Genomic DNA, 20,390 nt, shown 5'->3' with positions numbered 1-20,390 from the left:
TAAGTATTCATTAAGTGTTCATGAGTGTTCATTGTTGATATGTAGACTCTACATAAGTCTTCATAGGTGTTCATTGAAGTGTTCATGCTTAATTAATTGTTATATATGGAAAATAACTTTTTATGAACACATGAACAGTTAGCTCATAAAACTTTTCACACCTTGCAACGAAAAATAATTAAGAGCATAAAAAATGACAAATCAATCGGAAATAGCGAAACAAAATTACATTACTTCACTGGCTGGCTTGAAAGCCGAAGGCCTCAGCAGCGAGGAGGCAATCGCTTTTTTGCTTATTCGAGAGCTGCGAAGTGTAGCCACTGAACTAGAACGCTTAGAATCGACAATATCAGAGAGGCTGTAATCATGGATCAGAGAGCAACATTAACGCTAATGCGTAAAACGCCACAGGAAGCCCCACAGCAACCGAAGAAGAAAAATAAGGCAGATGTTCACGCGAAGAAGAAACAACACCGCATCGACCGTATAGCGAAGCATTGGACGCTATTCAGTGAGCCAGAAGCCAAGCCGCTAATGATTGGCATCAAGGAAGCTATGATTGCTGAGGCTAAAGATAGAGGGCTGGATATCCCAGAGGGGCAAATAAAACAAGGGCTACACGCTTATATCAATCGTAAGGTATATTTAAAAGCTCTTATCTTGGGTGGCAATCGGTTTGATATGTACGGGCAACCTAACGGAGAAATCACGCCAGAACAGCAAGCCATAGCAGAGAAAACGCTGGCGGAATGGAGCAATAAATAATAGGTTAAAATTTGAATTAAGTTACACTCATGTCAGTATGCATCTAATAGATTGAAATTACATAAATGGAGTTTATATGGTTAATATGGCTTTTGGTGCGTTGGGGTTAAAGTTGTTTGAACGAATAATCACAAACTTAGCGAACGATGAGGTATTAAGAGGTAAATTTGAGGAAAATGGGAAAAGTGTTATGGATTTTCTTCAAGTTAACTTAGGCAAGGTAAGTAAACGAAGTGAAAGTGAAGAGATTTTTTTAGCTATTAACTCATCGAATAAACAAGACAAAGAGACTTTGTGTGAAATTGTCGCGGTCATAACAACACTATTTACCACATGCAAGATAGAGAGAGGCGCTCAAATTGGAGGGACACTTTTAGCTGAATTTGGAGATAAAGTATATCCACATATAGCTGAAAGAGAGTTGAGATATAAATTACCAGTTAATGCTGGAATCAAACGAAAAGCCTACAACATGGCAATGAATGATTTTGATAACATTATGAAAGAAAATGATATTAGCGATATTAGTGAGTTGAGAGAAAAGATGAAAGATATGAGTTTATCGTCTGGTTCTTTTGGTGCTGCTAATTCTTCAATAGCCGCAATACCATTAGGGTTCGATTTTTTTGCGTCTCTACTTGGCAATGTCCTATCTTTATTTAAAACAAAATAGATATTTAATTATTATGAAAAATGCCGCCAAAGCATAAGCCGAGGCGGTTATGTATAATTGGCCTTATCAACTAAAGGGATCACCAAATGAAAAAAATCATGATAACGGCTCTATTGGCTTTGTTTCTATCGGGATGTGATAACAGTCCACCAGCACCTTACGGCTTTAAGTGGGGGCAGTTGGTGGAGGATATCCAAAAGTTAAACTTAGATGGTGAAGGATGTAGTTTAGCTACTTGTACGTTAGAAAATACGCCAGATAACACTGATGGAATTACATTTTTAATATTTGCACCTGATGCTGGACTGGTGCAAATCTTACATTCTGAGGAACTGGAAAGAACCGATAAAAAAGATGTGATTGATAAGTTTACTAAAGTCACTAATAACTTAAAGTTGATATATGGTGAGCCTACTGCTGAGACAGCCAGAGTTGATGATGAAAATAATTTCTTTGATTGTTTAGATAAAATTGGATGTAGTGATATATCCGCAGAATATGATAATAACGGTTATAAAGCATCTGTATCTGTTGGGATAAGAAATAAAGATAAAAAATTAGCTATTCTTACCAATTATCTAAAACCCAAAAACTAGAACTCTTACCTATAATAAAAGCCGACCTTGAGTCGGTTTTTTGTTGTCTTAATTTCATAAAAATCAATATAAGTAGAAAATATTTCTATATTCATAATTATTTATAGCAATATGTTATTGTTTATTTTTTGCTCTAGATTATAATTGTAGTGTATATAACAACAGGGTGGATAAATAATCATGGATAAGCCAAAAAGAACCTTCAAAGCAGTGTCAATTGAAAGCAACATAGTAGATCGCGTTAAAAAATTTAAAGAAAAACAGGGTGAAAAAGATGTTTTCATTCAACGAGCGCCTATTAGCCAATTGATTCAAGGGCTATTAAGTGATGCCTTACAGCGTGAGGGGTTCTAATGGAAAAGTTACAGCAGTTAGCAAGTACCATAGCCCAGATTTATGTTGATGGGCTAAAAGCGGAAACGGGAACAACATTAGTGACTTATAACGGCATTACAGGCGAGGTGATCCCTGAATTGCTGGCGGCAGGGCTATTTGATAATGCGGTATCGATCGTTAAGTCTCGCGGTGAGTCGTTCGACGTTGAGAGTAAGGCCTGTGATTTATTGCTCCCGTATTTGAATGTATTCACTAAGCCATACTCCATCACAGATCAGTGTATTTACGTGATTGGCGAAATGACACGTTTTGCATTACGTGACGGTAATGTCAGTGGCTTATCAGCCGTGCATTAATTAGAGGGAACAATTATGACGTATCACGGTGAAGGTTATACAATAGACATACATGGTGAGACTGAGAGCTTGCTTGAAGCGAATAAAGCGATTAGAGAAACAAAGCGGAAAATGGCTGAAATGGGTAAACAGGCTGATGATACGTCGAAAGCCTTTTACCGTTTTGATAAAACAGCAATGGCCGTTTCCAGTGCGTTAAAAATGCCTGAAATTAACCGATTATCACGTCAAATGAGCGAGTTAACGGGGCAAATTGGCGCAGCGACAGCCGCTACAGACAGAGCAACTAGCGCGAATGCGCGTTTTACAGGTGTAATTAGTAATGTCTCTGGGTTATTAGGTGCGGGGTATATTTCTAATATTGGCAGTGCGACCTCTTCACTCTTACAACATACTCAAGGGGCGATTAACGCCACACAAGCCGAGGTTTCACATACTCGCGCTATTCAAATGAAAGCACAGGCATTACAAGCCGCAGCCTCCCAAGAAGTCATTAACGCTAGAAATCTGACAGTATCCGCACAAGCCGAGTTAAAAGCGGCTCAGGCAGCGTTAGAGCACGTTTATTCACTAGAAGCGGCTAATGATGCCAAGCAACGTGATTTAGAGTCACTGAGGGCACGACAGGCGGTACAGCTCAAGGATGCCGAAATAACCTATCAAATGGCAGCGAGTGAGGAAAATCTACAACGCGTCACCAAAGCCAGCAACGCCCTACACGCCACAGAAACCAAAATCAAAACGCATTTAGCCACAACAGGGAAAGAAATTGCGCGTGTTGAGGCTCAAGTCGCTAAAGCGAAAGAAGTTGAAGCCAACGCAACCCATAAATTAAATGCGGCATTAGCATTAGAGCAAAAAGCGAAAGCCACACTAGCGACCACAACGGACGCAGTGACCGCAGCCAATAACCGCGCAGCCCAAGCCGCTAAAACTCAGTCTATGGCTATGCAAGGGTTACGGGGCGCGGTTGGGTTATTAGGTGGCCCTACTGGCGTATTCTTTTTAGCTGCCGCAGGTGTTTACGCATTATATAACGCCATGAACGATGACACCGCCACTAAAGAGTTTAACGACAGGGTAGATCAGTGGATTGATAAAATTGACGAACTGTCAGCAAAACAGGCTCGTGTTGTCGCTAACCGCTTAGGCGAGAAGATAGCGGAAACAACCACAGAGCTAGATGGACAGAAAAAAAGTCTTGAAGCTGTAAACGAAAAGCTACGAAATCATAGAGAAGAACTTGGCAGAATTGAAAAAGGAATTCAGGATCTTAAAAAGCAAGATGGAGAAGTTAGCCCATCATACTCGTTAGATGATTTCGTTAAGGAAATTGAAAAACTCACAAAGAAACAGCAGCAGTATGAGCTACTTATTTCAGAAGGTGAGCAAAACATTCGACGCTGGACGGTATCGCAAAGAAAAGCCGCTGATATTGCTAAGGTTAGAGCGCAACAAACAGACGAACTGACCAGAGCCGATTTAATTTACCAACGCCAAGCTAAAGGCGTGATTGATGCTAACCAACAAGTAGCCCGATCACTGGAATTAGGCAGCGAGGCAGCCGTTAAGAAAGAACAGGCTATCAAAGAGCTAGAAAAGGCGTTAATTGCTGACGGCTTTGTGAAAGACTCTGAAATATTTAAACAGAAAATCCAAGAGTTAACGGATGAGTTTGATAAAACAGTCAGCTTGAACCTTGCTAACTCTCTCACTGAGATTGAGCAGCGCACCAAAGCCCTCACGATTGGCATGAACGACGGTAAGCCGGCACTGGATGAATACAACTCCTCGTTACTTCTGATGCAAATGGGATTAAAACAAGGTTCTGCCGCCTACAATGCCGAACTCCCGAAAGCCATTGAAGCCATACGCAAATTACGTGAAGCCCAAGAAGCCGCACTAAGCAGTAAATCAAAAGGCAATAAATCCGCTAAAGCCGCCAACCAAGCGAATGAAGCGATAAAACGCCAGAGTGAGCAGTTAGCTACGTTGAAAAAACGTTATGGATTACTGGAAAGTGGCGTAGCCGATGTTAATCGTGAAATGGCAATCTATGAAGCTGTTCAGCGACTAGGGGCACAGGCAACAGAGAAACAAAAAGCGGCTATTTCGAAAGAGGCTGCGGAACTGTTTGACCTCAATCAGCGCGTGAATGATTTTATTGCGGCTCAGGAAATCACCCCAGAATTAAAACTGGCGCATACCTTTGGTGAGGAAGTGAAAACCCTCAAACGTTTGTTAGATGAGGACTTCATCAACAAGGAAGATTTTGAGCGTATGGGGCGTGAGGCAATGGTGTCATTTAATCAGGGAATGACCGATATCAAAATTAATGCCTCAGTGAATTACGTTGAGGAAAATCGCGCTAAATTTGACCCGATTCAGGCATTAGCTAATGAGCATACTCAGAAGTTAGCCATGATGAAAGAATACAAGGCGCAAGAGCTACAAATACTCAATGAAGCCTATGCAAAACAACAGATTAGCCATGACCAGTTCACCGCATCCAAAGCGGCAACCGATGCGCAATACCAGCTACTCAGAACCGCAGCAGAGAAAGAGTATCAACAGCAGCAATTAGCGGCACAATGGGAGCTAATGAGACAGCAAAACTTAGGCTATGAGATGTTGGCTTCAGCGGTTGATTCTCTGGCGGGTAATGCTTCAAACGTCCTGACAGGGTTAATTACTGGCTCAATGGATGCGTCAGAGGCGTTGCGCTCGTTAGGCAATACGATGCTAAACAGTGTCGTAAATTCCATTGCTCAGGTTGGCGTGGAGATGCTTAAAAACTTCATCTTGACTAAAACAATTGGCGTTGCTTCACAGGCAGCGAACGCAGCGGCAGCGACAGCAGGAGGCGCGGCAGCATTAGCAGCATGGACACCTGCAGCAATAGCGGCATCTATCGCAACAGGTGGAGCAGCATCAGGAACGGGATTATCAGCCTATACAACCGCACAGGCCGCAGGAAAAGCTACGTCGATGTCAATGATTGGCTTTGGTGGTGGACGTTATAACGGTGGCGCGGTCGATGCGAATAAAATGTATCGATTTGGTGAAGGTGGTAAGCCTGAAATATTTCAAGCCGCAGGGAGAAATTACCTTTTACCAGGAGAAGGCGGCAAGGTTATTCCTAATCGTGATATTGGGGGCGGTGGCGTGCCTAATGTTGTTATCAATGTGAATAACACCGTTGCGAGTGCTCAGGTTGAATTTGGACAGCCAAAATATGACCCAAGGACAAACACGATCACGCTTGATGAAATTATTCATGAAGTGATGAACGGTGGGAAATTAGATGATGCTTTACGTCATGCTTATGGGTTAGGCAGAAAGGCAAGAGGCAGCTTTTAATTTTAATGGGGCAGATTTCTGCCCTTTAGTTTTATTGGAGTACCGCAATGATAAAAATGAAAGTTGTTAAGAAAGGTGGAAGCCGTGGTTTTGACCGCTATGTTAGCCATGTTCAGCAAAGAGTGTCTTTAGCTATGCAGCGGTTTCTTATCGATGCTGGAGCACAGGCCGCAGTCTATACGCCTATCGATACCTCAACATTGATTAACAGCCAGTTTCGAACAGTCACCGTTAATGGCACACGAGTAACGGGGCGTATTGGTTACTCCGCCAGCTATGCCGCGTATGTGCATGACCCGAAAGTTAAGCAGAAGTTTAAACGCCCAACGGCTAAAAAAGAGTTCCTGAAAAAAGGTGTAGAGGAAACGTTACCCAATTTAGCTAAGTATATTCAGGAAGAATTGAAGCGTTAACTTTGATGATTTAGATACCAGTACGCGCGAGGGGAAATATGCAGAAAACAATCAAAAAGAAAACCAACCGTTATTTTAATGATGTGCCGACAACGCGCCTAATCGTGACGTGTGAGCAGTCAGTGATTGATATGGTAGATATTCACATTAGAGCCGATAGAGTGACGAGGGGCAATCGTGCGGAGTTTGTGAGGCAAGCAATCATTGAGAAGCTACAGCGTGAACTTTGATGATTTATGCAACAGTACGTGCGCGTGCGAGACTATAAACCTTTGACGATTTAGTGACACGCTAAGAATGATGATTTTCGGGCACGTTAGGAATGATGATTTATGTACATCGTAGAGAGTGCTAATGTAGATAGAATTATTTGATTTTAGGGTGATAAATAAAATGGAAAATGTAAATTTCTATCCTTGGGTTGGTGCTAATTACGAAAATAGTATGTTTGGTATAAAAATACTCATACTTGGTGAGTCTCATTACGCTGAAAATGATGATGAGCCAGATAGTGATTGGACTCAACATGTTGTAAAACATAACGCCCAAGATCATCCCAATGCGTTTTTTACTAAAATTACTAAAGCTGTATTAGGGCTATATAGTGAAGATGAACTATCAGAAGATACACGTTCTAATTTTTGGGAACATGTAGCTTTCTACAATTATGTACAGGGTATTGTTGGAGAGTCAGGGCGAATTAGGCCAACAGCTGAAATGTGGGAAGCAGCAGAAAAACCGTTTTTAGCCGTTGTAGAATCATTGAAACCCGATGTAGTTATAGTGTTAGGCTCTATGTTAGGTGAATGGGGTCCTGCGTTAAATGATAATGTTAAAGTAGCCTATTTGTATCATCCATCTAGCGGCTATTTTAATTATGAAGACGCAATACCAGCAATTAAGAAAGCAATGGGTGATGCTAAACGCGCAAGTAATTCTTAACGTTTTTCTAATGCCAAAATCTTAAGAAATCCTAAGATTATTACTGGTCGAATGATAACATTTGATAACGTTCAGATGCTAACATTTGCTAACGTATTTCAGGCAGTGCCACCTCTTTTTTGAGCATGAACTACTAGTGAATACTAGAGCACTCTGCAAAACGAAATAAATAAAAGAAATGCACAAATATTAGCAAGGGTCGATAACACAAATTTTTGTACATACTGGGAACTCTATATTCTGTACGGTGATGATTAGCATTTTAGTGATGGACAGATTATATTATAAAGAGTTTCATTAACAACGGCTCTATTTTATTTCTGGTATTATGACAGTATAGGTATCTTCTATGTCCAATCCTTCTTATGAATTTGTTGTCTATTACAATGGTTTATCTAAAGAGCAATTTTATTCTGCTATAGACGGTACTATTTCTGTTATTGATTCGATGACTAATAAACGCTTATCTGCTCGTCCTGGTTTCCCAGTCCCAACTCAGAAGCAATTAACTATTAATTTAAATCACCATAGAGCGGCTATTGCTATTAAAAATACTTATGAAATAACTGTAATGATAAGGGATCATCTTCTCGGTAATAATTCTGATATAACTCTATATAAGGATATAGAAGAGCTTAAGTTTTGAAGTCTTTTGAAATTTTATAGTCACAAACAGTGTGCAAGGAAGTTAGCGTTTAAGTGCCTTCCTTACCTTGCATCTGATTTTTCTTTGCTTTACCACGTCATTTTATTTCGTACTAAACAAGAGCACTAGTTAGCTAAACTCTCTGAGCCACCTAATTATGATTCTTAGGTAAGGATGATTAAATTGAATTTAGCTTACCTGCAATATCTTTGTGACGCTTCCACGCTGAATAAATATCCTTATCCCACGCTTTACCGCCTTTAGTTTGATATCCAGCCTCGTTAATTCGTTCTGCGATAATCCGCCCGTTATCTATGCCCTCTGATAGCACCAAATTAACCACAGAAACGACAGCAGACTCATTATAGGTATACGGTGGGATATCTGCCTTACCAGCAATTAAAGACGCTACAGACGATTCTAGGCGTTCTACTAGCGATAGCATACGAGCGTCAGGATTACTGTCTGGGCGGTTTAGCTTCTCTTTGATAGCTGAGACTATCCACGCTGTTTTATCAGTACCAGAGTTCGATACAGCATCATTAAACAGTGCTTGCAGTTCAGCAGGTAAACGAAAGGCAATAAGATTAGATTTACTCATGATAATAGTCCGTTATTAATTCATTGAGTGCTTATTATATCAGTGTATAACACTGTTATACAGATTAGAAAATGTAAAATTGCTGGTGGATTTAATGATTAATTCTATAACTTAAAGTTAGAGTAACTTACTGTAAAACAAGCAAAGCGTATTATTGCGCCTTGTAACTAGCTGAATACATGGCAAAGCTCAAATTTGAGCACAGTCTAATTTTACCAATAGAATCAATCAGCTCATTTTTGAACCTGTATTTATCAATAGAAACAGTGCCCTCAAAATTGAGGAGGGTTAACGATTGTGATTATGGCCATAGTCGGAAAGGGTGACAGTTGAAATGCTACCCTTGGTGCTGAGGACGGCTTGAAATGAAGCTCTCATATCAAAACCACAAATTAGTGCCTTTAGCCATAGTAGCTAAATATTAGCCAGTACAGCTAACCTATAAAAACACGGTATAGCTATTTTGGCATCAAAAAGAATCACGGTAATAACGTACCGAAATGGTACTAATATAAACCACGGTGGTACTATGGTGTTGTTATAGTGATTGTAAGGTATCCGTTTTGGTATCCACCGAAAAGGCTATATTTTACTGGATACTCTATCCGCTGAATGTTGATAATTGTTGACATCAGAACCTGACAAAACCAGACATGAGAACAAAGTAAATGTTGTTAATTGTTGTGGTCGAAAACTTGTCAAAACTTGTCATCACGCCAAACAAATTTATAAGTCCGTCCAAAATTAAATAGGTACGCAGTAGGTATGCGTTTAATTCTCGCATTTCGTTATAATCAAATAAAATCATGATGTTGTGGGAAAGTACGCAGAATGGTACGCAGCAAAACAGCATGTTTTATGCTAGTGGAATGATGGGCTTTGATTGTTCCAATTCAGCACAATCAAGGTATAGCGATAATCACAACACCTTTGAGGTAAAGCCATGTTACAACGTGAAGCAATAGAAGCTGTTATGATGGAGTTAGCTCACCAGCAGGGCAATCACTCAACGGACGCGATAGGTTAGCCATTAGAACAGGTGTAGCACAGACAATACAGGCTAAAGAGCGTCACAGACGGAGAATGACAGCACCAACCTACCAATGGACTAAGCCAGCACCAAAACGATAATAGGTTGCCTTGATATCAAGGGTACTTAAGGCGGTTAAATAGGACTCCTTGAGATTAAGGAGTCATGAGGCTCTGAAATTGGAGGCTCGTCACTGGCTGGCAATATTCTAATCATGGCCATGAGATAAAAGTAACCACTTTGGTAACCACCAAAAGTAACCACAATGCAAATAAGCATTGCGATACCCACAGGACAATTTTGTCCTCTGAATATTAATTTCATACTGATAATAAAAACATCTCATAACGATAAATGTAATCATCTTAAAAGGATGGTCGTAATTAATTGGTAGATGTGAACTATATTTCATATAAAATATTCTACGCTTAGGACTTAAAGCCATAAACAAGAGTGTTATAAGCTATTAAATTGTGTCTGTGAGAAATATTATAAAAAAGGTGAAGCATTGTGAGCATATTAAAATCGATTTGGGATTTTTTTGGGCTTTATCAGACTAAAAAAATAAGAATTTTACATGCGTTAATTCTACTTTTGGTAATATCACAAATCATTGTGAGTAATTGGATGACGGGAACTAAGTCAGTAGTTGTTCCGTTTTTTGACGAGACTTATTTATTCACTTGGATTCATATCGTTTCAGGTTTTGTGCTTTTTTTCTTAACGTTCTTTTTAGTCGTGTTATGTTTTAACCAGCGAGGGTTTAGATATTTTTATCCCTATCTCTGGGGGGACTTTAAGCAAATCAAAGAAGATATAAACTCTCTTTTAGCTAAAAAGCTACCAGACAGCTCACCTAAAGGGCTTGCCGCGACAGTTCAAGGGTTAGGGTTAGGTGCTTTATCAATTGTTATTTTGTCTGGTATTGCATGGTTTATTCTATGGTTACAGCAGTCACCACTTGCTTTAGAGGCTAGAAGTATTCATAAATCACTCACAATTTTAATTGAGATTTATATTTATGGTCACGGTGGTTTAGGGATTATTCATTTTATAATTTGGAAAAAAAGTAAAAATAAATAGGTTTGCTTGATACCTCATTGGCAATATGGGTGATTAGTCGCCCATATTCATTAAATGATATTTTGTTGCAATCTGTAGATGCTAATAAGTTACCGTGACGCAAATATGCGTTACTTAGTAAATCAATAGGTTATCTACTCTGAACATGAATGACTAAAGCTAAAATAACGGTCCTATTACGGCCCGTATAATGTGATTGAACGGTAAGGTTACGGTAAGGTTAAACGGGGATGTTACGGGGAGGATTAAGCCGATAACGGTGAGATTACGGTGAGGTTTCCACAATGGTTTCCAGTGAAAACGCACTTTAGGAAATGGAAACTAACACTAAGGTTACTACAAGGTTTCAGGCGGTCAATTTAACCGTTAGTAATGAAAACAATGCATTGCCACCTCTTACCATTGGTCACTGAAACGATGACCAATGAGCGTTAATCTGGTTTTGTGACAGAATTAAGCGTTATCAATCAATTATATTTTGATTCCGTCGATTTAACGGAATTAAGCATAATCAATAGCTTATAGATACATACGGGATTATCCCGTATCATCATGGATAAATTAACGTTTAGATCAACCCTAGAAATTAGGATTATTATCCGATCTTCCTGAGTCCCACTAGCATTATATTTTAACCACTAGCTTATATTTTGATGGTATCAAGATGAATAAACCAGAAATGAGAAAAGCAAAATCAATCAGGATCACCACGTCAGGAACGGTAATAAAAGCCCCTGAGCGAGTTAAAACAGCTACAGGTAAAGTAATGGCCATAATGACTATTCAGGCTGAGAGTGACAAGCGTAGCCCGTACCCATTAAAGATAGTAGCATTCGATATTAACGCGCTGGAGCTAATGACCTGCCAGAAAGGAAACAAAGTCACGGCTACAGGCCGCTATGAATGGTTTAATGGTTATCAGCTAACAGGGGCGCAGATAGTTAATTATTAGGTTTGTACTGGTTACTTTTGGAGAAAATATGTTTAAAACTGGAGTGATTAGAGGGAGCATTAAATCCCCTACGGTAAGAAAATCGGCGAGATTTCAGATATGGGAAAGGCTAGATAAAGGAGAGTCATTAAAAAGCATTAAAGAAAATCCCCCACTGATGCAAAATGGAGTAGCTACAAAAGACAGCAATATTGATATAGAGCATTATCAATGGGATGTATGGTCTAAATTATAGAACAATACTAGATATTGCGTTTTATAAATATTAACAAATCACTTTCTTGTATAAAGTAAGTTGCTAATCTCGTAACTAGATATAAGGTTATAATATGCAATTATTTCAGTATGTAAAACTGCTATACCCTGAATTTGAAGTAAGTAAAACAAAGGTTCATTTAGCTAGATGGAATGGCAAAGAAAACCCTTTAGATCAATATAGAGAATCTAAGTTTGACGAATGGCAGTCATACCAAGCGAGAAAAAATTTTGAACGTAAATTTGTTATATCCCTTATACAAGCTGGACGTTCTGGAAGGTGGCTTTTTGCTGGTTTGTATATTAGCGATGGATGTAATTCATACGAAAAGAATGGAAAAACAAAGTATAAATATAACTTGGTGAAAGTCAGCCCCACAAGTGAGTATGAAGGGCGTTTATATGTTTATTCGGCATATAAGGCTAGAAATTCTTATCCTGAAGCAAAAACGTTATCAGAAGATTTAGCCATACATGAGATAACACCGCAAAAAATAGGATTTAAGAAATTTCAAAGTTATAAGACAATCAACCTAACGCGAAACGAACTAGGTAAGATAATTGAAAATGACTTAAGTTCTTGGAAATTTGCTTTAAAATCTGTGAAAGGTATTTATGTCTTAACTGATACCAAGACGGGGCGTTTGTATGTTGGTAAAGCTGATGGGCAAAGTGGGATTTGGGGGCGCTGGTGTCAATATTATGATAATGGTCATGGAGGCAATAAGGGGCTGAAAGAAGAGTTTAACATTACAAATGAAGAAAGATTAAATGATATAAAATTTGCAATACTTGAAGTTCTAGATATTAATTCTAGTGAAGAAGATGTATATGAAAGGGAATCATATTGGAAAGAAATATTAGCTTCTCGCATTACTGGATATAACCTGAACTAAATAGTATTAAAAACAATCAATTCTCATTTGTTGGCGTATCTTTCTCTCTATTCTCTAATTGACCACATGCCTTAAAGATAGCAACCTATAAAAATATTTTTCGGTTGCTATTGTTCCGTTTGAAACGGAGGCAGTAAAAATACGGGCAGGGTTATTTCTGGTTGGTGTTTCATTATCTGCAATAAAATTGCCATTGTTGATATTTATGCAATGATGTTACTAGAAAGTGTAGGGCTAACATTGAGATTAAAAATCACCTCAAAACAGGTATGACAAAAATATTAGGGGGTACATTTGGGGGTATCTATAAATTTAGAATTTAAATAATTATTTATTATCAATGTATTGATTGCTATGTGTGGTTCCCTCCTCCGCCATCTTCACTTCTAGCAACATTTTCTAAAGTCTTCCAATCCCCTTAAGTTATACAAACAAACAAGCAAACAAGCATTCCAACTAAATCCCATTATTCCAACGTCTACTATCGTCTATTGAAAACTACCCCCCTTCAGGTGGTACATATGGGGTACATTTATACCCCATGATTTGAGTACCCCCAAATGAAGCTAACCGTTAAGCAAATTGATTCCAGTAAGCCTAAAGAAAAAGACTAAAAACTATCTGATGGTGGTGGGCTGTATCTATCGGTTCAAACTAATGACGGAAAATATTGGCGGTTAATATACCGAATCGATGGTAAAGAGAAACTTTTAGCTATTGGAATTTATCCAACCGTTAAACGCCGTTTCACAATAGCTTGTGTGAGGACATAAAAGCCCCGAACAGCGAGGGACGCTGCTCTGGTGGCGTGTATTAGACAATGAACGGTGAATCAATACTGTCATGAGTCAGTACAGACACAAGCAAGCCCAGTTTTTCATTACTGCATTCACGTAAAAACGCTAAATCGGTATCTAATCGGTAAGTTGCCATCAGTGTTATTCCCTAGCTTGAAAAAGAGAACACCACGATAACAACCTCACCAGGCAGGTTATGTCCGGCTATTTGGCTTTTTTTCGAGAGAAAAATGAAGGGAAATGACAGGGGTGTCATGGATTTAATTTAACTGATTGATATTAATTTTAATTATTGGGTTTCGTGTCAGTGATATATATTTGAAAAATCGTTGAGTATCAATAGGCATAAAAATATGCAAGAAGCGACATTGAACAAAACAATGACACTTGACTTAAGTTAAATTAACATAACGACCTTTGACACAGGAGGTCGTTATGAAAATGCCCGCTTCTCTATGGGTTATATTAATTGTTTTTTCCCTTTTCATGCTTATACATATAACTGGCGCTTTTTTTTACGTTTCTAGCATGTTGAGATTAAGTTCATCAGTTGATGTCTGGAGTAGCTCTGATGGGGCGTTCTTAATTATTGGGTTGACATTGTATCAACTTGTATTACCGACAGTAGAAGTTTTAACTGTGGTTTTAGTTTTAATGAAGAAAAAAATTGGAGCAGCTTTATTGAAAATTCTATGGTCAATCATAACGCTAATGTCAATTTTTTCTGCATTTAAAGGGATTAATAACGCACTCGAAGGAAATGGGTTTTCAAGCATGGCAGAGAAAACAGGCGGTGTTATAGGTGTATTATTATTACCAATCATAATGATTTTCTTGACTTATATTCTTTTTAAATCCTCTAGAGTTAAAGATTATTTTCAGTCAGTATCAGCAAAGTAATAAAAACAAATGAGCCAACTACTCAAGTTGGCTCATTTTGATCACCTATCAAAATATTCCACTTCGGCTTCTTCGGTTTCAGAAAGACAGCCACCGGACTTACCGATTAACGGAATACCTTGACCATAGCTAATGCATGAATACGAAGAGAGGTATAGTCAACTCTGGTATTCATTCTTCATGATAAATTAAGGAATTAAAGTTGATGAAAAGCCGTTATCAAATTCAATTTTCACCATCAAGATTGGAAGCAGAGAAAATACGAAAACTCATTCAAATGCCAGTTACTGTAGATAAGGAAAAAATGCCATACAGATTATTTACTAATCTATGGAATTTATTAGCTATAGCATCGATTGTATCGGGGATCGCCTTATTGATGATTGGGTATAAGGCTTATTCAGTTGTAGATGGTTTTTCTGGCTTAAAAAACTTAGGTCTTTTTTCTTTTTGTGGCTTAGTCAGCTCGTTAGCATGCTTGTATATAACCTTTCGAATAGAAATGCATTACTTATATAGAAATGAAGAAAAAGAACATAGCGATCCTGATTCTCTAGTCAAAGTTAAAATTAACAGGAAATACATAGACAATATGACGAGGGGCACCTTAGTCAGGGTATTTTGGCAAAATATAGAAGAATGTTATATCAGGGAAGAGTATCTGTTTATTTTTGCTTCTGATGGTGAAGGCACTGTTATCCCTGCGAGGGTTTTAGCTGATGGCGAGTTTGATAAATTATATCAGTTTGTTATGGAACAGATTGATAACCATAAACCATGATAGATACTCAAAGTACAGTCTAGTTATTTATTATTGGACTTGTACGCCTTGACCGTAACTAATATACGTACACGATACAGATGATGTAATTATTATCGCTATGAAAAAATGATTCTATCAGAGCTAAATGAAATTAGTTTGATTTTATATGAATTTATCCACCAAGAAAATAGATATGTGCAGATTAATACACTATTAAAATAAGGAGGAAAAATTAAACTTACAAGACTTGTATGGTGATTGTGGAACTATTTTAATAAAATCAATTTGTTGTAATTACTTTTTCGATTGAAATATTTGGTTACATAGTTTATTTCTATGTACATTAGAACTTACTGGGCTTATCGCAGTTTGGTCTATTTTTTGTTCGATGATAATTCGGTTATGATTCATTTTTAGTGTTTTTCTGAAATTATATAGCGATATTTCAACCAGTTTACGCTAAGTCACTTATCCTAGGGAGATACAAAAAGGCCGCTAGGTTTACAGTCTATCCATAAGCTTTTATTATCCTTAACTCAAATCTTACCGTGCGCACTGGCTGAGATGACGGAAATTAACAGTTAATTATATTTACTTAACTCAATTTGTCATTCTTGATAAAGGATATCGCTATGCCAACTCCATGCTATATTTCCATTGAAGGAAAAACCCAAGGCAACATCACTGCCGGTGCATTTACTGCGGATTCTGTGGGTAACATCTATGTACAAGGTCATGAAGACCAAATGCTGGTGCAAGAATTTTCTCACGTTGTGACTGTACCGACAGACCCGCAATCCGGCCAGCCTTCAGGCCAACGTGCGCACAAGCCGTTCCGTTTCACCGTGGCGTTAAATAAAGCGGTTCCACTGCTGTATAACGCCTTAGCCTCTGGCGAAATGCTGCCGAAAGTGGAACTAAAATGGTACCGCACCTCAGTTGAAGGTAAACAAGAGCATTTCTTCACCACCACGTTAACCGATGCGACTATCGTCAATATTGACTGCCAAATGCCACACTGCCAAGACCCGGCAAAAGCCGATTTCACGCAGTTAATCGAAGTCTCTCTGTCTTACCGCAAAGTGGACTGGGAGCACACGGTTGCAGGCACATCGGGTGCTGATGACTGGCGCGCACCGCTCGAAGCGTAATACCTTTTTGACGGGCTCTTTTGGGCTCGTCATCGCTTTTATTTCGTTCCCCGCTTCTTATCCATTTTGTCATGGAGACTAGTGATGTTTAGCAAAGACCCCAAAAAAACCACCATTGACCCCGTTTCTATTGTCAAAGATGAAGCGGTAAATCAAGTTAAAAATAAAGTGCAATCTAAAGTCAATGAGTTGGTGTCCAGTAAAGTACAAAAAGCGGCAGCATTAGCCCAGCAAGGGGGGGCTTTGGTATCAACAGCGGCATCTATGGCAACTCAGGCGACATCCCAATTGAACAGTGTAGCCAATAACCCGCTTATCCATGGCGGTGGATTTGGTGGTGGATTAAAACTTGGTGGTGGACAAACTTTTTCAGAAAGTCAGGCATTACAAGCCGCTCACGGGGCATTGTTAGATGCACTAGGCATGGGAAGTCTGGAAAGTGGCTTGGTGTTTACATGCTCAATTGCTGGGCTACCCGATGAAACTTTTCAAGTTACCGAATTTAATTTAACGGAAGGGTTGTCTTCGTTATTTTCCCTTTCGATTAGTGCTGTTAGTGCCTTACCGTTTATTGATTTTCAGAAACACCTTGGCGTCGCCTCTTCTTTAACCGTCAAGCGTGATGGTGTCCAAGTCCGTAAAGTGAATGGCATTTTAGCCGGGGCGGTTCAAGGGAATACGGATGGCGTAAAGACGTGGTATCACTTTGATATTCGTCCAGAAATGTGGGTAATGACCCTTAATCAAGATAGCCGTATTTTTCAAAATCAAAACGTACCGACCATATTAAAAACCTTGCTGGATGAAGCGCATGTGAAGTCGGACTGCAAGTTTTACCGTGATGACTTACATCCCAAACGTATTTACACCACCCAAAAGCGAGAATCCGCCTTTGATTTTTGGTGTCGTCTCGCCTTTGAGGAAGGGATTAACTTTTGGTTTGAAGAAAACCAATTGTTTTACAGTGACGAACATATGGGGATGACGGCGGGAATTAACCTGATGTATAACCCGCAAGCGGATACGGATATCAGCGACAGTACCGCCATGACATGGCAGTACGGTGAATACCTGTGTGTGGATGAAACCATTCATAAAGACAATAATTTCATTCGTCCTTCCTACCCGCTTAGACATGAAAATAAATTGGAAAAGGGTGGGCAACACAGCGTCTTTGAAAGTTACGGTCGCTTTCAATTAGATGAAGAGGGCAAACCACTCACCCAAATTCGTTTTGAACAGTTACGTAATGGGAGCAAGGTGGGTAGTGCCACAACAAACTGCTTTGCGCTGATGCCCGGTAAAATCTTCACCTTATCAAATCATCCTCACCTCCCAATGAATGACAGTTGGCAAGTTATTAGCGTGAGTCATCATGGTGTTCAACCTCTGGCAGACAATGGCGGAGGGGATGGTACTCAGTTGTCGAACAGCGTTTCTTTTATCCCTGGTACGCAAGAGTGGCGGCCACCTTATCGTTATAAACCCACCGCGGATGGTGATGAAGTTGCGACTGTCGTGGGCCCTCCGGGTGAAGAAATCTATGTCAATGAACATGGTGCGGTGAAAGTCCATTTTCACTGGGACAGACGTGGAGAGCCTGACCATAGTGCTTCGTGTTGGGTGCGTGTTGCGATGGGCTGGAGTGGCGGCGGCTATGGTTTTTCTGCGGTTCCACGCATCGGAACGGTCGTTCAGATTAGTTACCTCAATGGGGATATTGATAGGCCGATTATCACGGGCTGTACTTATGATGGTCGCAATGCGACTCCAATCAGTTTTCCTGAAAATAAAACCCGTACCACGTTTCGGACGAAAACCCATAAAGGGGAAGGGTTTAACGAGCTGCGCTTTGAGGATGAAAACGGCAAACAGGAAGTGTTTATACATGCCCAGAAGGATATGAATACCAAAGTGTTGAATAATCGGACTACGCATGTGTTGGCTGATCATTTAGAGGTGGTTGAAAAAAATCAAATGGTCAAAGTGACCCTAAACCAAGATGAAGAAGTGGGTGAAAGTAAAAAATTGCACGTCAATGAAAATTATCAACAAAGGGTTGGTGCGAATAAGACGTCGATAGTCAAGGAAAATATCCAATATGTTGCGGGCGATTCATTTGAAATAGTGTGTGGAAAATCGATATTGCGAATGGATAAAGACGGATATATTCGTATTCAGGGTCATGAAGTTATTATTGAAACGTCAGGTGATCAGTTCCTTAAAGCTAATGGCGATATTACATTTAAAGCTAAAACTATTTTAGGTAATTAGTCATGACAAAATTATCCATAACCAATGAAATACGACCAAATGATCCATCACTTCTAGATGAAATCATTGAACAAACAGAACCTCTTTCTTTGGCTGAAGAGCAAGCAAGACTTCCATCGATTCAATTAGCTCGGCTTGTTAGCTACAGTGAGAAAAGTGTATTTATTGCATTAAATGAGATTGATACACCTATTTTAGCGTTGAGTTTAGCGCCGATAGTGGAGTCAGACATAGGTAAAATTTGTGCAATTCAATTTATCAATGGTAATAAGCAGAACCCACTAATCATGGGGCTGATCCAACAAAACAATCATTCGATGATATTGCCAGAAACTCCGTTAAATAACATGATGTTTTCGTCTCCAGAGCATGGGCAGTTACATATTCAAGCAAGTGAATCTATTACATTACAGTGTGGTGAGTCGAGTTTAACTCTTACTGCGGATGGTTTTGTGCAAATAAAAGCGCTTTATATTGATAACTATGCTTCAGCAACGAACCGTATTAAGGGCGGTTCAGTGCAAGTTAATTGAAGGGGACTAGGAATATGGAGTTGATAAATAACGCTAAACATACGACGGCTAAAGCGACAGTGATGATTGATAAAGCGGGATTTGAATATCTGGTTGTGGTGATGAAAGCTAGCTACCATTTACCTGATGATAATCAACTTGCACGTCCAATTATTCCTCCTAAAGCACTGGCTTATACGGATACATATACTGGTGAAGTGGGAACTTCTGTTCCTCTTTATGATGCTGACTTTGTCTTAAGAAAGCATAAGTGTGATGTGATCTTTAATGCTAACGCGTTTGCACCGAATGCCGAACCGACTCAGCATTTAATGGTATCGGTACAGGTCGGTGAAATGAAAAAAAGTCTCTCTGTCATTGGTTACCGACAGTGGCAACAGGGAACTGAACATTATACGGCAGGTGATGTGACTCCGTTTACAACCGTTCCTTTACATTATGGTTTTGCTTTTGGTGGGCAGTATCATTTCCAAGATGAGATGATCTCTCACTCTATTAATCCATTAGGAAGAGGTTATTTTTCTTTAGAAAAACCGAATGGGGAGATGATGATGCCCCAATTAGAAAACCCAAAAGAACTAGTCGATGCACCTGATAATGATGTTAAGCCTATTGCCCTCTCAGTATTACCCCGCCATTACGGGGAGCGTGTGAAATACGCGGGAACTTTCGATGATAAATGGCGTAATGAAACGGCACCGTTTCTACCGGATGATTTTGATGAATGTTATTTCCAATCTGTACCAGATGACCAACAGATTGATTTTCCTGTCGGTAATGAAGTGATTACGTTAACCAATATACATCCGACTCGTCCAGAAATTCATTTCAAGCTTCCAAGGTTAAATAATGTCCCCGTACGATTATATCAGCGTGATGGCGAGGTAGTATTGCTAACACCTAAGGTAGATACCCTCTATTTTGAACCCGAAAAGAATTATTTCTCTGTTATTTGGCGTTGTCATCATCAGATCCGTACTATTCAAGATGTTGAACAAGTGCTTGTAGGGCCATTATTAGATAGTTACGTATCTCGCCAAGCACCAGTGTCGACATGTCGGGGGTAAG

The 20,390-nt window shown here is 39.4% G+C and carries 22 protein-coding genes and 2 pseudogenes; 22 read left to right on the top strand and 2 right to left on the bottom strand.

Annotation, left to right across the window (positions count from 1 at the left end; genetic code table 11):
- The first annotated feature begins 366 nt into the window (after positions 1 to 366).
- The 10 genes from PZ638_RS13955 to PZ638_RS13910 all read left to right on the top strand — a co-directional run bounded on the left by PZ638_RS13955 (position 367) and on the right by PZ638_RS13910 (position 8,087).
- Positions 367 to 765, top strand: coding sequence for a ProQ/FINO family protein (locus PZ638_RS13955; RefSeq protein ID WP_272674322.1), 399 nt, complete (start codon positions 367 to 369; stop codon positions 763 to 765).
- Between the two features lie 76 nt (positions 766 to 841).
- Complete coding sequence (locus PZ638_RS13950) at positions 842 to 1,438, top strand: hypothetical protein (protein WP_272674321.1); 597 nt, start codon at positions 842 to 844, stop codon at positions 1,436 to 1,438.
- An 86-nt stretch (positions 1,439 to 1,524) separates the two neighbouring features.
- Complete coding sequence (locus PZ638_RS13945; protein WP_272674320.1) at positions 1,525 to 2,034, top strand: hypothetical protein; 510 nt, start codon at positions 1,525 to 1,527, stop codon at positions 2,032 to 2,034.
- Positions 2,035 to 2,214: 180 nt separating this feature from the next.
- Entirely contained in the window at positions 2,215 to 2,388 is a 174-nt protein-coding gene (locus tag PZ638_RS13940; protein ID WP_272674319.1) for a 3-hydroxybutyryl-CoA dehydrogenase, read from the top strand.
- Positions 2,388 to 2,726 (top strand): hypothetical protein, encoded by a 339-nt coding sequence (locus PZ638_RS13935; protein WP_004906508.1) that lies wholly within the window; start codon positions 2,388 to 2,390, stop codon positions 2,724 to 2,726. Before PZ638_RS13940 ends, PZ638_RS13935 begins: the two co-directional genes overlap by 1 nt.
- 15 nt (positions 2,727 to 2,741) lie before the next feature.
- Positions 2,742 to 6,086, top strand: coding sequence for a coiled-coil domain-containing protein (locus PZ638_RS13930; protein ID WP_272674317.1), 3,345 nt, complete (start codon positions 2,742 to 2,744; stop codon positions 6,084 to 6,086).
- Positions 6,087 to 6,133: 47 nt separating this feature from the next.
- Positions 6,134 to 6,499, top strand: a complete 366-nt coding sequence (locus PZ638_RS13925) for an HK97 gp10 family phage protein (RefSeq protein ID WP_272674315.1) — start codon at positions 6,134 to 6,136, stop codon at positions 6,497 to 6,499.
- Between the two features lie 38 nt (positions 6,500 to 6,537).
- On the top strand, positions 6,538 to 6,729 hold the full coding sequence (locus PZ638_RS13920; protein ID WP_004255159.1) for a hypothetical protein: 192 nt from the start codon (positions 6,538 to 6,540) through the stop codon (positions 6,727 to 6,729).
- A gap of 163 nt (positions 6,730 to 6,892) precedes the next feature.
- Positions 6,893 to 7,441 carry a hypothetical protein gene (locus PZ638_RS13915; RefSeq protein WP_272674314.1) on the top strand — a complete coding sequence of 183 codons (549 nt, stop codon included), beginning with the start codon at positions 6,893 to 6,895 and terminating at the stop codon, positions 7,439 to 7,441.
- Positions 7,442 to 7,790: 349 nt separating this feature from the next.
- Complete coding sequence (locus tag PZ638_RS13910; protein WP_272674312.1) at positions 7,791 to 8,087, top strand: hypothetical protein; 297 nt, start codon at positions 7,791 to 7,793, stop codon at positions 8,085 to 8,087.
- Positions 8,088 to 8,265: 178 nt separating this feature from the next.
- On the opposite strand, the gene PZ638_RS13905 is transcribed toward PZ638_RS13910, so the two are convergent.
- Complete coding sequence (locus tag PZ638_RS13905) at positions 8,266 to 8,688, bottom strand: hypothetical protein (RefSeq protein ID WP_272674311.1); 423 nt, start codon at positions 8,686 to 8,688, stop codon at positions 8,266 to 8,268.
- A 943-nt stretch (positions 8,689 to 9,631) separates the two neighbouring features.
- Between PZ638_RS13905 and PZ638_RS13900 the strand changes: the two are divergent.
- From PZ638_RS13900 to PZ638_RS13875, 6 genes and pseudogenes are all read left to right on the top strand, one after another.
- A pseudogene (locus tag PZ638_RS13900) lies at positions 9,632 to 9,819 on the top strand (hypothetical protein).
- 409 nt (positions 9,820 to 10,228) lie between these two features.
- On the top strand, positions 10,229 to 10,801 hold the full coding sequence (locus tag PZ638_RS13895; protein WP_102139341.1) for a cytochrome b/b6 domain-containing protein: 573 nt from the start codon (positions 10,229 to 10,231) through the stop codon (positions 10,799 to 10,801).
- Between the two features lie 664 nt (positions 10,802 to 11,465).
- The gene (locus PZ638_RS13890; protein ID WP_247047440.1) at positions 11,466 to 11,753 is read left to right on the top strand and encodes a hypothetical protein; all 288 of its coding nucleotides are present in this window, start codon (positions 11,466 to 11,468) and stop codon (positions 11,751 to 11,753) included.
- Positions 11,754 to 11,781: 28 nt separating this feature from the next.
- A complete protein-coding gene (locus PZ638_RS13885; RefSeq protein ID WP_154632348.1) occupies positions 11,782 to 11,988 on the top strand; it encodes a hypothetical protein in 207 nt (68 codons plus the stop codon).
- A gap of 94 nt (positions 11,989 to 12,082) precedes the next feature.
- Positions 12,083 to 12,904: a GIY-YIG nuclease family protein gene (locus PZ638_RS13880; RefSeq protein ID WP_247047439.1), complete on the top strand. Its 822-nt coding sequence runs from the start codon at positions 12,083 to 12,085 to the stop codon at positions 12,902 to 12,904.
- 560 nt (positions 12,905 to 13,464) lie between these two features.
- Positions 13,465 to 13,641, top strand: a pseudogene (locus tag PZ638_RS13875) (Arm DNA-binding domain-containing protein); the annotation flags it as partial.
- Between the two features lie 76 nt (positions 13,642 to 13,717).
- Here the strand turns inward: PZ638_RS13875 and PZ638_RS13870 are convergent.
- Positions 13,718 to 13,837 (bottom strand): DUF3944 domain-containing protein, encoded by a 120-nt coding sequence (locus PZ638_RS13870; RefSeq protein ID WP_377145485.1) that lies wholly within the window; start codon positions 13,835 to 13,837, stop codon positions 13,718 to 13,720.
- Positions 13,838 to 14,136: 299 nt separating this feature from the next.
- Between PZ638_RS13870 and PZ638_RS13865 the strand changes: the two genes are divergently transcribed.
- From PZ638_RS13865 to PZ638_RS13840, 6 genes are all read left to right on the top strand, one after another.
- Positions 14,137 to 14,601 carry a hypothetical protein gene (locus tag PZ638_RS13865; RefSeq protein WP_096864213.1) on the top strand — a complete coding sequence of 155 codons (465 nt, stop codon included), beginning with the start codon at positions 14,137 to 14,139 and terminating at the stop codon, positions 14,599 to 14,601.
- Positions 14,602 to 14,806: 205 nt separating this feature from the next.
- Positions 14,807 to 15,382, top strand: a complete 576-nt coding sequence (locus PZ638_RS13860; RefSeq protein ID WP_094960735.1) for a YcxB family protein — start codon at positions 14,807 to 14,809, stop codon at positions 15,380 to 15,382.
- Between the two features lie 614 nt (positions 15,383 to 15,996).
- Positions 15,997 to 16,515 carry an Hcp family type VI secretion system effector gene (locus PZ638_RS13855; RefSeq protein ID WP_004250011.1) on the top strand — a complete coding sequence of 173 codons (519 nt, stop codon included), beginning with the start codon at positions 15,997 to 15,999 and terminating at the stop codon, positions 16,513 to 16,515.
- An 84-nt stretch (positions 16,516 to 16,599) separates the two neighbouring features.
- Positions 16,600 to 18,789, top strand: a complete 2,190-nt coding sequence (locus PZ638_RS13850) for a type VI secretion system Vgr family protein (protein ID WP_180312033.1) — start codon at positions 16,600 to 16,602, stop codon at positions 18,787 to 18,789.
- 2 nt (positions 18,790 to 18,791) lie between these two features.
- Complete coding sequence (locus PZ638_RS13845) at positions 18,792 to 19,322, top strand: DUF6484 domain-containing protein (RefSeq protein WP_094960737.1); 531 nt, start codon at positions 18,792 to 18,794, stop codon at positions 19,320 to 19,322.
- A 14-nt stretch (positions 19,323 to 19,336) separates the two neighbouring features.
- Positions 19,337 to 20,389: a DUF2169 family type VI secretion system accessory protein gene (locus PZ638_RS13840; RefSeq protein WP_094960738.1), complete on the top strand. Its 1,053-nt coding sequence runs from the start codon at positions 19,337 to 19,339 to the stop codon at positions 20,387 to 20,389.
- Position 20,390: the final 1 nt, after the last annotated feature.

Source organism: Providencia hangzhouensis (genome assembly GCF_029193595.2).
GTDB classification, from domain to species: domain Bacteria; phylum Pseudomonadota; class Gammaproteobacteria; order Enterobacterales; family Enterobacteriaceae; genus Providencia; species Providencia hangzhouensis.
Note: the sequence above shows the minus strand (reverse complement) of the source record. Positions and strands in the feature narration are given on the sequence as shown.